The organism is Sedimentibacter sp. MB35-C1 (assembly GCF_030913635.1).
Lineage (GTDB): Bacteria > Bacillota > Clostridia > Tissierellales > Sedimentibacteraceae > Sedimentibacter.
Map to the genome: position 1 here is coordinate 1603311 of NZ_CP133188.1, position 14486 is coordinate 1617796.

Consider the following 14486-nt stretch of genomic DNA (forward strand, 5'->3'; position numbering starts at 1 on the left):
TGCATGATTAGAAAGGTGGTTAATTTTTTATGAATACATTTAAGTGAATAAAGGGACAAACCAAAAAATGTAGGTTTTATCAATATTTGCTGAAACATATAATATTATTGAAATTAAAAAAACCGAAAAAATTAATTTCCGGTTTTTAATGCTCTTGTAATAAAATATTTAATTATATTCTTTTTACATTAGCAGCTTGCATTCCTCTGTTTCCCTGAGTAATGTCAAAGCTAACTGCCTGACCTTCGTCTAAGGATTTAAATCCTTCTTCTTGGATAGATGAAAAGTGAACAAACACATCATCTCCGCCTTCAGATGTAATAAATCCAAATCCTTTATCTGCGTTAAACCATTTTACCGTACCTTTATTCATTAGGTACCTCCTATTTTTTATTTATATCCCAATTGTAAGTTAAAAAAAATCACACATTTTTACAAACCATATACACAAATAGTTATATGATCTCTAAAAATATGTGATATCTATAAATACATCTGCAATACTTATTTATGATAACACATATATTTATATGTGTCAACATTTTTTAATAAATAATCACAGCTGTATGCTTATCAGGTGCCATTGTACTATCATTTTATTCGATTTTATATTTTATTATCAATATATCAGCAATAAAAAAGAAGGCTTGCCATGCCAAGACTTTGATAAATTAAAAAAAACACATAGAATATTTTTAAATGTATGGTATAATGGTAAAGCTATGAAATATGGTGATTTTAATGCTAGTATAAAAACGTAAGAGGTGTAACATGATAAGGATACAGCAGGTTAAACTTTCCATTGATCACAATGAAGAGGATTTATATATAAAAGCGGCAGAAGCGCTTAAAGTAAAAAAAGAAGAAATAAAATCATTGTCAGTATTCAGAAAATCTATAGACGCCAGAAAGAAAGAAGAAATTCTTTTTATATATGCTTTAGATGTTGAGCTTGACCGTGAAATAAAAATTCCTAAACGTAATAATAATATTTCTGTTGTGAAGCCGTTTGTTTATGAGGTTGAAGCAACAGGTGAAAAGCCGCTTAATAGCAGGCCCGTGATAGTAGGATGCGGACCTGCTGGGCTGTTTTGCGCTCTTTTGCTGGCTGAAAAGGGATATGACCCAATAATCCTTGAAAGAGGAAAAAAGGTAAAAGAACGGGTTAAGGACATTGATAAGTTTTGGAGAGACGGTGCTTTGGACTTAAGGTCAAACATTCAGTTCGGTGAAGGCGGTGCGGGAACTTTTTCTGACGGAAAACTTAATACGCTCATCAAGGACAGGTCAAAAAGAGGTAAAAAAGTTCTGGAAGAATTTGTGGAAGCAGGAGCTCCGTCTGAAATCACGTATATAAATAAGCCGCACATAGGAACAGATTTACTGAGAGGATGTCTTGTAAATATAAGAAAAAAAATCATAGAGCTGGGAGGAACGTTTCGTTTTGAGGAATGCCTAACGGATATTAATGTTAAAAATGGTAATATATACAGAATAGTTACTGAAAGTGATATAATTGAAACAGATGCTCTGGTGCTTGCAATAGGACACAGTGCCAGAGACACATTTGAGATGCTTAATGGTAAGCTTGAACTAAAGGCGAAGCCTTTTGCTATGGGAGTAAGGATAGAGCACCCTCAGCAAATGATAAGCGAAGCTCAGTACGGCAGCATGGCAGGAAATCCAAAGCTGGGTCCGGCAGACTATAAGTTTGTGCACAAGTGCAAAAACGGGAGAAGCTGTTATACGTTTTGCATGTGTCCCGGAGGAGTAGTTACGGCATCTTCTTCTGAAAAAGGAGGAGTAGTTACAAACGGTATGAGCTTTCATGACAGAGATTTGGAAAATGCTAATGCAGCGGTTGTGGTTTCAATTGATCCGGAAGATTTCGGTGGAAAGGAAAATCCAATTGCAGGAATTGATTTTCAAAGAAAATTTGAGCAGAAGGCATTTGAGATTGCGGGAGGAAATTACCATGCTCCGGTTCAATTGTTCAAGGATTTTAAAGAAAAAAAAGTTTCCACATCATATGGAGAAATATATCCAACATACAGGCCTGGAGCAAGTTTTGCAAATTTATGGGAATGCCTTCCGGACTATGTATGTGAAAGCCTTGCAGAGGGAATAACTGCTTTTGGAAAGTGGCTTGATAATTTTGACAGAGATGATGCTTTGTTAACGGGAGTTGAAACAAGGACGTCATCACCCTTAAGAATAACAAGAGATGACGATTTGCAAAGCAGCATAAAGGGAATTTATCCATGCGGAGAAGGCTCAGGTTATGCGGGAGGAATTATGTCCGCATCAATAGACGGGCTTAAGATTGCTGAACAAATTATTAAAACATATAAACCTATGAAAAAATAAGGATGATATTATGAAAATAGCTGTTATCGGCGGAGGAGCCTCCGGGCTGACAGCGGCAATAGCTGCGGCAAGAAATGGTTCCGAAGTTGCAATATATGAAAAATTAAATAAAGTCGGGAAGAAAATACTGGCAACCGGTAATGGCAGGTGCAACTATACTAATATGAATTTGTCAATTGACAAATACCACGGGAAAAACACAAAGCTAGCTGAAAATATATTAGAATTTTTTGATTTAAAGAAAACATTAAACTTTTTTGAGGATCTGGGGATAAATCCCTATATAGGAGATCAAGGCAAAGTGTACCCGGGTTCACTGCAGGCGTCAAGCGTACTGGATGTGCTCAGGTATGAAGTCGAGAGACTTAATGTTGGAGAGGTTACAGAATTTGAAGTTTTGGAATTAAGAAAAAATAAAGACAAATTCAGTATTATTGGTAGGGATAGTGTCCATTATGCAGATAAAGTAATTTTGGCCACCGGAGGAAAAGCCAGCCCCCAGTTGGGATCTGACGGCAAAGGGTTTGAAATTGCATCATCGTTGGGACATAGAATAATAAACCCATTTCCGGCATTAGTACAACTTAAGCTTAATGGGAAATTTTTTAAAAGAATAGCAGGAATAAGGTTTGACGGAGTGGTTAAAGGATTCACAGACAAAAAAGTCATACGTGAGGAGGATGGAGAAATACTGTTTACCGAATACGGAATTTCGGGACCTCCTATACTGCAGATAAGCAGAATGATTGTTGAAGAGCTGAATAAGAATCACAGAGTCTATATTTCTGTTGATATGTTTCCGCAAATATCGAAATTTGATCTTTATGATATATTAAATACCAGATTTAATAAAATTGGATACAAAAGCATCGGAGATGGATTGATAGGATTTATTAACAAAAAGTTAATACCTGTAATTTTGACGGAGGCTGGATTTGAGAAATTCGATAAAAAGTGCGGAAAGCTGAATAAGAAGGAAATATATAAAATAATAGATATATTAAAGGATTGGAAATTTGAGGTGACAGATCACAATTCATGGCAGCAGGCTCAGGCAACTGCCGGTGGGGTGGATATGTCCGAAGTGAATTCTAATACTCTTGAATCATTGAAAGTAAAAGGATTATTTTTAGCGGGAGAGATACTTGATGTTGACGGCGATTGCGGAGGATTTAATCTTCAGTGGGCATGGAGTTCCGGATATGCAGCCGGGCATTTCAGTTCAACCTTAGTATAGAGAAAGGATGCAATATGAAAAAATTTTTAGAGAAAATTTTCGGTTCGTATAGTGAAAAAGAAGTTAAAAGATTAGAGCCAACTGTGAGCAAAATTTTGTCGTTAGAAAGTGAAATGACAAATCTAAGCGATGCACAGCTTAAAGCAAAAACTCAGGAATTTAAGGAAAGACTTGCTAAAGGAGAAACGAAGGATGATATTCTGCCCGAGGCATTCGCAGTTGTCAGAGAAGCTGCTTGGAGAGTTTTGGGTCAAAAACATTACCGAGTTCAGCTCATAGGAGGCATTGTGCTTCATCAGGGGCGTATAGCCGAAATGAGAACAGGTGAAGGTAAGACACTGGTTTCAACTTTGCCGGTTTATTTGAATGCACTGGAAGGAAAAGGCGTACATGTTATAACAGTCAATGATTATCTGGCAAAACGTGACTGTGAATGGATGGGCAAGGTTCATAATTTTTTAGGACTCAGTGTAGGATGTATTGTCCATGGAATAACCAAAGCTGACAGAATGAAAGCGTACAGATATGATATAACTTACGGTACAAATAATGAATTCGGTTTTGACTACCTGAGAGACAACATGGTTATAAGAAAAGAAGAGATGGTTCAAAGAGATTTGAACTACTGTATCATAGACGAAGTGGACTCAATACTGATAGATGAAGCCAGAACTCCGCTGATTATATCCGGAGAAGGAGACAAATCTACCAGTCTTTATGAAATGGCAAATAGTTTTGTTATAACCTTGAAGGGAAAAGTACAATTACCCGAAGACAAAAAATCTAAAATGGATTATATAATGGGCGATATCGACGAAGATGATACCGTTGATTATATAGTTGATGAAAAAGGCAAGAATGTTACGCTGACTGCCAGAGGTTTAACCAAAGCCGAGAAATTCTTCAATATTGAAAATCTTGCAGATCAGGAAAATATGGAAATTTCTCATCATATTAATCAGGCTTTGAAGGCACACAACACCATGAAAAGGGATATTGACTACATCGTAAAAGATGGGGAAGTTCTGATTGTAGATGAATTTACCGGACGTATTATGTACGGCAGAAGGTATTCAAACGGTCTGCACCAGGCAATAGAAGCAAAAGAAAGAATCGAAGTCAGAAAAGAATCAAAAACACTTGCAACCATTACATTTCAAAACTATTTCAGAATGTACAAGAAATTATCAGGTATGACGGGTACAGCTAAGACAGAGGAAGAAGAATTCAGGGAAATTTACGGTGTTGATGTTATTGAAATACCTACAAATAAACCGATAGCAAGAAAAGACTTTGAAGATGTTGTATATAAGGGAGAAGTAGGAAAATTCAAAGCAGTTATAAATGAAATAATAGAAAGAAACAAAAATGGTCAGCCTGTACTAGTAGGTACAATTTCTATTGAGAAATCGGAATTATTGAGCAAAATACTAAAAAAACAGGGCATTAAACATGAAGTACTAAATGCAAAACAGCATGATAAGGAAGCTGAAATTGTTGCTCAGGCAGGACGTCTCGGTGCTGTTACCATTGCCACAAATATGGCCGGTAGAGGTACGGACATTGTTCTGGGAGGAAATCCCGAATACCTTGCTAAGCACAAGATGAAAAAAAATGGATTTTCTGATGAGCTGATAGCACAGGCAGACGGATTTAACGATACAGAGGACCCTGAAGTAACTGAGGCAAGAAGAGTATACAAAGAACTTCTGGCGCAGTCAAGAGATGAACTCAGAGATGAGCAGGAAAAGGTAAGAGAAGCAGGCGGGCTTCATATTATCGGTACTGAACGTCATGAATCCAGACGTATAGATAATCAGCTTAGAGGGCGTGCCGGAAGACAGGGAGACCCAGGTTCCACGCGTTTTTATATCTCTCTTGAAGACGACCTTATGAGGCTTTTTGCCGGAGACAAGGTAAAATCAATAATTGAAACCCTTAAGATGCCCGAGGATGAGCCGCTGGAGGCAGGAATGCTGACAAGGACTATTGAAACGGCGCAATCAAGAGTTGAAGGCAGAAATTTTGACATAAGAAAGCATGTGCTTCAATATGACAATGTAATGAATAAGCAGAGAGAGGTTATTTATACCGAAAGAAGAAGAGTTCTTATGGGAGAGAATTTAAAGGACTACATCTCAAATATGATTAATGACCTTATTGATAAGGGAATCAGGATGTATACGACCGAAGAAAGATACTCCGATAATTGGAATATTGCAGAATATTCAAAATATATACAAGATACTTTTTCATTATTAATCAGTTTTGACGGCGAGAAAAAAGAAGACATTACAAAAGATATGATGAGAGAAAGGGCAAAGAGTGCCATTGACAGGCATTATGCAAGGCAGGAATCGGAATTCGGAGAGGAAATCTTCAGAGAAATAGAGAGAATTGTACTTTTGAAAAATGTTGATATGAAATGGATGGATCACATTGATGCTATGGATCAGCTGAGACAGGGAATAGGCCTCCGTGCAATAGGAAACGAGGATCCTGTGAGAGCATACCAGGTAGAAGGGTTCGACATGTTTGAGGAAATGACGTCATCAATTCAAGAAGATACAGTTAAAATGCTTATGAGAGTGAGACCTCAGGAAAAAATGCAGCGTAAAGAGGTTGCCAAGATTACAGGTACCAGCGGCGGAAATACCGGAGGAACAGGCAAGCCTCAGCCTGTGGTAAAAAGAGAGAAAAAAATAGGCAGGAATGATCCGTGTCCTTGCGGAAGCGGAAAGAAATACAAGAAATGCTGCGGAGCGAATGAAGAATAAGAAGGAGTTGATAAATTGATAGATTTTTATGAAATTAATGAGAGTTTAAAAAAATTTAACTCTATATTAGCAGAGGTTGGTGGTTCACTTTGACTTTGAAAAGTTAAAGGAAGAAAATATATTGCTTGAATCTGAAATGCAGGAGCCGGAATTTTGGAATGACCAGGAAAAAGCTCAGAAAGTATCACAGAAGCTAAAGCACAACACATCAAAAATAGAGCATTTTTTGAATTTAAAGCAGCAGGTTGAGGATCTTGAGATTATGACCGAAATGATTCGGGAGGAAGATGATGAATCTCATCTGCCGGAGCTGGAGGAAACAATTGAAAAAGTCGGAAAGATGCTGGATGATGCAAGAATTGTTGCGCTTTTAAGCGGCGAATTCGATAAGAATAACGCAATTATTTCCATTCACGCCGGAGCCGGAGGAACAGAGGCACAGGACTGGGCCGACATGCTTTACAGGATGTATTCCAGATGGATTGAAGCACATGGGTATGCAGCTACGGTACTGGATATACTGCCTGATACGGAGGCCGGCATCAAGAGCGTAACTCTTCTGGTTGAAGGGGAAAACGCGTACGGCTATCTGAAATCAGAGAAAGGTGTGCACCGCTTAGTGAGGATTTCTCCGTTTGATACTGCCAAGAAACGACACACGTCCTTTGCTTCTGTGGATGTAACGCCTGAGATGGACGATGATAATGACGTTGAAATAAATGAATCAGATATTCGTGTTGATACCTACCGCTCAAGCGGAGCGGGCGGGCAGCATGTAAATACTACTGATTCTGCAATACGTATAACACATATACCAACAGGCATAGTGGTTTCATGTCAGAATCAAAGGTCACAGCACAGCAACAAAGAAACGGCAATGAAAATGCTTATATCAAAGCTTTTGGAAATCAAACAGCTGGAAAACAAGGAAAAAATAGAGGATATTCAGGGGAAATACAATCAAATCGCATGGGGGAGTCAGATACGATCATATGTATTTCACCCCTACAGCATGGTCAAGGATCACCGAACGAATGCCGAGACAGCAAATGTACAGTCGGTAATGGACGGAAATCTGGATATGTTTATGAATGAATACCTTAAAATGAAATCATTGGAACAATAAAAAAACATAGGTGGACATATGGGCAGGCGTAAGACAGCTGAACATGGTTCGCCTGTTGTTAAAGGGAGAGAGTATGATAGATATTAACAAAATTTTATGCGATGAATTTAACATCAAGCCTTTTCAGGTTGAGAACACTGTAAAACTAATTGATGAGGGGAATACAATTCCGTTTATAGCTCGTTACCGTAAAGAGCAGACAGGATCTCTGGACGATGTCGTTTTGAGAGACCTGTATGACAGGCTGGTTTACTTGAGAAATCTGGAAGCCCGCAAGGAAGAAGTTATTCGCCTTATTGAAGAACAGGGAAAACTTACTGAAGAATTAAAGAATGAAATATCAAAGGCTGATGTAATGCAGCGCGTAGAGGATTTATATAGACCATACAAGCAGAAAAAATCAACTCGTGCATCAAAGGCAAGAGAAAAAGGGCTTGAACCTTTATCAAAGATTATACTTGCACAGAATTTAATGGAAGGTGATCTTGAAGAAATTGCTAAACCTTACATAGATGCAGAAAAGGGAGTTAAGAATGTCAAGGAAGCATTTGGTGGAGCGTGTGACATAATTGCAGAAATGGTTTCGGACAACGCGGATTACAGAAAGCATATAAGAGAAATGTATATATCAGACGGTATAATTACTTCTGAGGCAGCAAATGAAGAAGAAAAAACAGTATATGAAATGTACTACAAATTTGAAGAAGCAGTCAACAAAGTTGCAAATCATAGAATACTTGCCATTAACAGAGGCGAGAAAGAAAATAAACTGAAAGTCAAATTAAAAACTCCTGATGATAAAGCGGTAAATTATTTAATATCAAAAGAAATAAAAAATGAATCGGCAATTACGGCTGATTATTATTTGTCTGCAATTTCTGACGGATACAAAAGACTTATTTCTCCTTCTATTGAAAGAGAAGTAAGAAATATGCTTACGGAAAGAGCAGAAGCAGAAGCCATTAAGGTGTTTGGAAAAAATACAAAAAATCTGCTTATGGTGCCTCCGGTTAAAGATGTAAGAATACTTGCAATAGACCCCGGATACAGAACCGGCTGTAAGCTGGCTGTGCTTGATGGAACAGGAAAGTTTATGGACCAGGGTGTTATTTATCCAAGCGAGCCGAAAAATGAGGTTAAAAAATCTCAGAAAATTATGACTGAATTTATCAATAAATACGATGTAGATGTAATAACAATAGGAAATGGAACTGCATCAAGAGAAACAGAACAGGTTGTTGCAGATATGATTCCAAATCTTGATAAAAATACTACATACACAATAGTAAGTGAAGCAGGCGCTTCAGTATACTCTGCTTCAAAGCAGGCTCAGGAAGAATATCCAGACCTTGATGTTACAATAAGAGGTGCGATTTCAATAGGTAGAAGGCTTCAAGATCCACTTGCCGAACTTGTAAAAATAGATCCAAAGAGTATAGGAGTAGGCCAGTACCAGCATGATGTTAACCAGACAAAGCTTGGCCAGGAACTAGATGGAGTGGTAGAAGATTGTGTTAACAGCGTCGGAGTTGATTTGAACACTGCTTCAACTGCTCTGCTGCAATATGTTTCGGGAGTATCTAAAACAATTGCAAAAAATGTTGTTAAATATAGAGAAGAAAACGGAAAGTTTACAGACAGGCAAGAGCTGATGAAGGTTAAAATGCTGGGGGAAAAGGCATTTGAACAATGCGCTGGGTTTTTAAGAATTTCAGACGGAGACAACCCCCTTGATAAAACTGCGGTGCACCCTGAATCATATGAAATAGCATTAAATCTGTTGGATAAGCTTGGATATAATGTTGATGACGTGAGAAGCGGAAATCTTAGAGATATCAATGAAAGAATTATGAAAATAAAGGTAAAAGAGGACAACAAAGTTCAAATGTCCTCGAAGAACACTAGGTTGAAGGGATTGGCGGCTCTTTCTCAGATAAAATTTAAAGAAGAGAAAAAACCGGCCAGAGAAAAAATTAAAGAAAGAATAAAAATTCTGTCTGAAGAGCTGAATATAGGAGTTCCAACATTAACCGATATAATCGAAGAAATCAGGAAACCTGGAAGAGACCCTAGGGATGAAATGCCTAAGGTAATTTTTAGAAGCGATGTAATGAAATTCGAAGACATGGAAGTTGGAATGAAGCTTACAGGAACCGTAAGAAACGTAGTGGATTTTGGAGCTTTTGTAGATATAGGTGTAAAACAGGACGGACTTGTCCACATATCTGAAATGAGCGATAAATATATTAAGAATCCAATGGAAGCAGTGCAGGTTGGCGATACGGTAAATGTTAGTATAATTAGCATTGACAAGGAAAGACAAAGAATAGGCTTGAGCATGAAGACAAAAAGGAATTAGGAGAAAACATGATAGATACTGTAATATTTGACTTTGACGGAACACTTGCCAATACAAATCAAATGATCTTAAATTCATTTAGGCATATATACTCGGTATTTCATAAAAAAGAGTTAAGCGAAGAATATGTTATGAGTACATTCGGAGAGCCGCTGGCATTAACTTTATCAAGAGATTTCGGACAATTTAATTTTGAAGATGTAATTGCTTCCTACAGAGATTATCAAAAGGAAAGATTTAACGAAGAGGTTACACTTTATGAAACAGTTGAGGAAACTTTGGAATATTTGAAAAATAAAAATATAAAACTGGGCATCGCTACATCAAGGCTTAAAAATTCTACTACACAGGCGTTGGAAAATTTCAACATCGACGGATACTTCAGTTCTGTTGTTTCTGCGGATGATGTGAAGAAGCACAAACCGGACAAAGAACCTCTAATAAAGGCGATAAAAGAGCTTGGAAGTTCTCCAGAGACAACATTGTATGTGGGGGATTCCAGATTTGATATGGAATGCGCAATAAATGCCGGAGTGACTCCTGTTTTGGCAGGCTGGCAGCATGGAGCAGATGAATTGGCTAAAATATATAACATTAAGCATGTGCTGAAAAAAATGTGGGATTTGACAGAAATGTTATAAATTATTTGAAAATTCTGAACTTTAAGTGTCACACAGATATAATAAATTAATCGAGAGTAATAGGCATGGGGTAACGTGAAAAGCAGAAGGTCAGCCACAATTTTTGTGACTGACTTTCTGTTTTTATAGTTTATCTTAGATTCTTAGATTATTTACCCAGCAGATTATACAATACCTGCGCCATTTCTGCTCTGGTGGTTGTGCTTGCAGGATATATATTGCCGCCGCTGCCTCCTATAGTGCCGGTATTAACCAACAGCGTCATGGCGTCCAGCGCCCAAGGATTAATCTGTCCAGCATCGGCGAAATCAGAGAGAGTTCTGCCGGAATTGCCGGTGGGGATTTGATCGATGACCTTTAGGGCATTGTACAGCAAAGCGACCATTTCCTGACGGGTGATTTCCTTGTCCGGAGCATACATATTGTTTCCTACGCCTGCGGAGATACCCAGTCTTTTTGCTGCTGCCAGATAGCCGGTGTAATAGGTATCGCCGGCATCTGCAAAGTTGTGGGTGGTATTCTCGTCAGGTGATATGCCGTAGGTTTTCATCATCATGACCATGAATTCACCGCGGGTTAATCTTGCTTCGGGGCTGTAATTTCCGTCTCCTGTACCTCCGGTAATTTCTCTTGCTGCAATGAAGCTCACCGCATTGTTATACCACGCACTCTCAGCCACATCATTGAAGCTTACATTGTTATATGCTACGGCGTAGTTGCTAAAATGGGTCGCATCAAAGGTAACCATGCCGGTTTCAAGGTCGTATCGACCGTTTGTAATGCATTGCGGATTACCGCTGTTGTCGATGTACCATACGACGATGTTCTCCGTATTGTCAAGCTCCGCTTCGGTCGGTGTATAAGGTATGCTCACCGTTACAGGCGCAGTTGGATTAGACCAGTCGGTCTGTCTGCCGTCGATGGACAACGTAAGCCGGACGAGGGGTCTGTTGCCGATGGCGGCTTTCACATCATCAGAGAGATTGCTCTTATCTCCATGACCAACAGAGATTTCCGCACGTCTTCCGCCTATGGCCGTTATGCCTGTAAGCATATTTGAAGGAACAGTTACGTTTCCGTAATCGGTCTTGAACAATATTTCACTCTGCTCTTCCGGTGTATTCAGATTCGGAACAGGTACTCCCAGCAAATAAGTATCGGCGCCGGGTACTGACGGTACCGTAACAACTGCAGTTTGACCAACGGGTATGAGATTGCCGTCCGTGCTAATGTTTACGGCTGCACTGCCGCTATTTTTATCGACCGTAACCGGTAAAGTCGTATTAGAACTATTGCCGGATTCCACGACCGCCTTATATTCCGGAGTTGAGGGTTTTGATGGAGAGCTGGCGTTGTTACCGCCTCCGCTTGACCTTGCCCTTACTGACACGTTGATTTCGGTAGTTAACGGTACGTTGCTCGGGTTAATTACTCCGTTGGGAAGTGTCACGGTTCCTTTTACCGCAAAGGCCTGCGCTTTTGTGACAGATGGTTCATAAGAGCACGAATCCACATCCCAGGTTACGCTTGCCTGAATACTGCCGTCATCGGTGACAAGCGCCACTGTGGATGGCAGTCCCAACGCGGAAGCTGTTTTTTCCGTTCTGTTGGCTATGCCTGTGATTGCTGCCGGTGTCGTTATGCTGACAAGTGTTTTATCTGTTGCGGCAGCCTCATTCACTGTAACGCTTATGCTTATATCCAGAGAAATGTTGTTTGAATTTACCACTCCATCCGGCAGAACCACGGTTCCGTCTACTACAAAAGTTTGCCCTGTTGTGACGGACGTGTCATAAGAGCACGAATCCACATCCCAGGTTACACTTGCCTGAACACTGCCGTCATCTGTTATAAGAGTCACTGTTGAGGGCAGCCCCAATGAGGAAGCTGTTTTCTCCGTACCGTTTACCACACCCGTGATTGCCGTCTGGGTTGTGATACTGATTAGGGTCTTATCTGTGGAGACTGCCTCGTTTACCACCTGCGTAACCGTGAATCCGGTATCGCTCATATTATCAGCAGAAATTGTCACCACAGCCGTGTAGGTTTCAGCAGTCAGACCCATATTGGGAACTAACATGAACGTAGTTGCATCACCTTGATTGGAAAGCTCTGTGGTCAGTGGATGCGTCGTCGTGAAGCTGTCGGAATTATTTCCACTCAGGGCTACAGCAAGATTGGAAAGCGTTCCGTTGCCGGCATTCTCAATAGTGACGGAAATTGTCTGTAGGTCGTCCGCCCCGTACCCCTCGGTCAGAGGTAAAAATGTCTGATTATCAATAGATTTGATGCCGTATGTGACAACCTGCTTAACCCCCTCAATGTAGGAGCCTGCAAGGTCACCAGAGCCGTCGCCTGCGATCAGGCAGGTTCCCAATACCAGATCAGATTCGTTGATACCGTCATTGTCAATCGTGACCTGAGCACGGCTTGACTCAGGGTCATAGGAAGGCGTAACCGAATCGCCGGTAAAGCCGATGTGGATTGTGCCGGACGTACCTGCGTCTATGGCATGGTTTGTATATGGGCTGTTGCGTGAAATACTAAGCTCAGCCTGAGAAATAACTATTGTTCCGCTGCTGCCGGCAAGACCGACACCGATGCCTGCACCACCTCCTCCTGTGGCAGTAATATCCCCGCCTGTGATAATAATTGTGCCGGTACCGACTTTGTATCCGCCGCCGATGCCCGCGCCGTATTCTCCTCCTGTGGCAATGATTGTTCCGCCGGAAATCTCAATTGTGCCGCCGTCAAGGGGGTTTTCATCATTTGCGTAGCCGCCGCCGATGCCTGCACCTCCGCCGGAAGCGCCACCGGTGGCTGTAATGTCGCCGCCTGAGATTTCAATGGTGCCGCTGTTTTCCCAGTAGCGGCCGCCGATGCCGGCTGAACGGTCTCCTCCGTTAGCGATGACAGTTCCGTCTGTAATCGTAATAGATCCGTGTGTGCTGCCGATTCCAGCTCCGTTTGTACTGGTGGCATTAACGGTTCCGCCTGTAATTGTTACAGAAACCGGCATTCTTTGGCTAACATATTGGTAAGACCCGCTACCGATGCCGGAGCCTCCTGTGGATGTTGCCGTAATGTCGCCGCCGGATATCAGGACAGAGCCGCCTGTATAAGTGGTAGTGATATTGCTTGTAATATAGCCGCCACCAATGCCTGCGCCGCCGTTTATTCCGGCAGCAATTACAGTTCCGCCCTCAATGGTAATACTGCCCATGGGTCGGCCATAACCGCCGCCGATACCAGCACTGTATTGTCCGCCGGTGGCTGTAATGTCGCCGCCCTTAATGAGAATAGCGCCGCCTGTTCCGGAAGTTCCGCCGCCGATACCGGACGCCCGATATCCGCCTGTAGCCGTTACGACTCCGCCTTCAATGGTAATAGAGCCTCCGTCTCCTCCTCTGCCGCCGCCTATGCCGGCTCCAGAACCGGTTCCTCCATCGGCATCTCCTCCTATTGCATTGATGACACCGCCTTTGATTGTAATAACGCCTGCCTGTGCCGGCGTACTGCTGTAGCCACCGCCGATACCGGCAGCATAGTATCCGCCCTGTGCGGTAAGCTCATCGTTGTCCGTCCCCAAAATTATAAGTTCTGTACCTGTGGGAACCTCAAGACCTGCCCTGTTGTTTCCGCTTGTCATGCTGTTAACTCCCGAAATGGTGAGCTCGACTTCAGAGGAGCCTGTCAGTGCAAATGCAGAATTGACGGCGCTACTGATGCTGGCATTATCCAAAAGAATTTTTACCGTTCCATCTGTTGCAGAAATAGTAACGTTATTGCTTCCGCTGCCGGTGATAGTGATGATCTGAGACTGCGGAATGTTATCCAGAACTGATGAAGCTCCGCAAGTTACCTTGTATGTTCCTGCATCAGTTCCATCGGCTATGGTGACATGTCCTTTGGAAATATCGAACACATAATCCTCCGGTTCAGGTGGCTCAGGGGTGTCGTCAGTCAGATAAAATTCAAG

The 14486-nt window shown here is 41.2% G+C and carries 9 protein-coding genes; 7 read left to right on the forward strand and 2 right to left on the reverse strand.

What is annotated here, in order from left to right; all coding sequences use genetic code 11:
• Window positions 1–172: 172 nt before the first annotated feature.
• Window positions 173–373: a cold-shock protein gene (locus RBQ61_RS07585; protein ID WP_308139883.1), complete on the reverse strand. Its 201-nt coding sequence runs from the start codon at window positions 371–373 to the stop codon at window positions 173–175.
• 398 nt (window positions 374–771) lie between these two features.
• Here RBQ61_RS07585 and RBQ61_RS07590 point away from each other — a divergent pair, with 398 nt between their 5' ends.
• From RBQ61_RS07590 to RBQ61_RS07615, 6 genes are all read left to right on the forward strand, one after another.
• Complete coding sequence (locus tag RBQ61_RS07590) at window positions 772–2367, forward strand: NAD(P)/FAD-dependent oxidoreductase (protein ID WP_308139884.1); 1596 nt, start codon at window positions 772–774, stop codon at window positions 2365–2367.
• A 10-nt stretch (window positions 2368–2377) separates the two neighbouring features.
• Window positions 2378–3604, forward strand: a complete 1227-nt coding sequence (locus RBQ61_RS07595; protein ID WP_308139885.1) for an NAD(P)/FAD-dependent oxidoreductase — start codon at window positions 2378–2380, stop codon at window positions 3602–3604.
• A gap of 14 nt (window positions 3605–3618) precedes the next feature.
• A complete protein-coding gene (gene secA, locus RBQ61_RS07600) occupies window positions 3619–6381 on the forward strand; it encodes a preprotein translocase subunit SecA (protein ID WP_308139886.1) in 2763 nt (920 codons plus the stop codon).
• A gap of 15 nt (window positions 6382–6396) precedes the next feature.
• Window positions 6397–7507, forward strand: a protein-coding gene (gene prfB, locus RBQ61_RS07605) for a peptide chain release factor 2 (protein WP_308139887.1) whose coding sequence is annotated in 2 segments (ribosomal slippage) — window positions 6397–6471 and window positions 6473–7507 — 1110 coding nt in all. Because the reading frame shifts where the segments join, the coding sequence is not laid out codon by codon here.
• A gap of 73 nt (window positions 7508–7580) precedes the next feature.
• Entirely contained in the window at window positions 7581–9866 is a 2286-nt protein-coding gene (locus RBQ61_RS07610; protein WP_308139888.1) for a Tex family protein, read from the forward strand.
• An 8-nt stretch (window positions 9867–9874) separates the two neighbouring features.
• Entirely contained in the window at window positions 9875–10507 is a 633-nt protein-coding gene (locus RBQ61_RS07615) for an HAD family hydrolase (protein ID WP_308139889.1), read from the forward strand.
• 148 nt (window positions 10508–10655) lie between these two features.
• Here RBQ61_RS07615 and RBQ61_RS07620 read toward each other — a convergent pair whose 3' ends face one another.
• Window positions 10656–14156 (reverse strand): S-layer homology domain-containing protein, encoded by a 3501-nt coding sequence (locus tag RBQ61_RS07620; protein ID WP_308139890.1) that lies wholly within the window; start codon window positions 14154–14156, stop codon window positions 10656–10658.
• Between RBQ61_RS07620 and RBQ61_RS07625 the strand changes: the two genes are divergently transcribed.
• Window positions 14155–14325, forward strand: coding sequence for a hypothetical protein (locus RBQ61_RS07625; RefSeq protein ID WP_308139891.1), 171 nt, complete (start codon window positions 14155–14157; stop codon window positions 14323–14325). The genes RBQ61_RS07620 and RBQ61_RS07625 overlap by 2 nt on opposite strands.
• The last annotated feature ends 161 nt before the right edge of the window (window positions 14326–14486 follow it).

Excerpts from the sequence above, each read along its gene's own strand:
- RBQ61_RS07585 (WP_308139883.1), bottom strand. The coding sequence starts at position 373 with ATGAATAAAGGTACGGTAAAATGGTTTAACGCAGATAAAGGATTTGGA.
- RBQ61_RS07590 (WP_308139884.1), top strand. The coding sequence starts at position 772 with ATGATAAGGATACAGCAGGTTAAACTTTCCATTGATCACAATGAAGAG.
- RBQ61_RS07595 (WP_308139885.1), top strand. The coding sequence starts at position 2,378 with ATGAAAATAGCTGTTATCGGCGGAGGAGCCTCCGGGCTGACAGCGGCA.
- secA (WP_308139886.1), top strand. The coding sequence starts at position 3,619 with ATGAAAAAATTTTTAGAGAAAATTTTCGGTTCGTATAGTGAAAAAGAA.
- RBQ61_RS07610 (WP_308139888.1), top strand. The coding sequence starts at position 7,581 with ATGATAGATATTAACAAAATTTTATGCGATGAATTTAACATCAAGCCT.
- RBQ61_RS07615 (WP_308139889.1), top strand. The coding sequence starts at position 9,875 with ATGATAGATACTGTAATATTTGACTTTGACGGAACACTTGCCAATACA.
- RBQ61_RS07625 (WP_308139891.1), top strand. The coding sequence starts at position 14,155 with ATGCTGTTAACTCCCGAAATGGTGAGCTCGACTTCAGAGGAGCCTGTC.
- RBQ61_RS07620 (WP_308139890.1), bottom strand. The coding sequence starts at position 14,156 with ATGACAAGCGGAAACAACAGGGCAGGTCTTGAGGTTCCCACAGGTACA.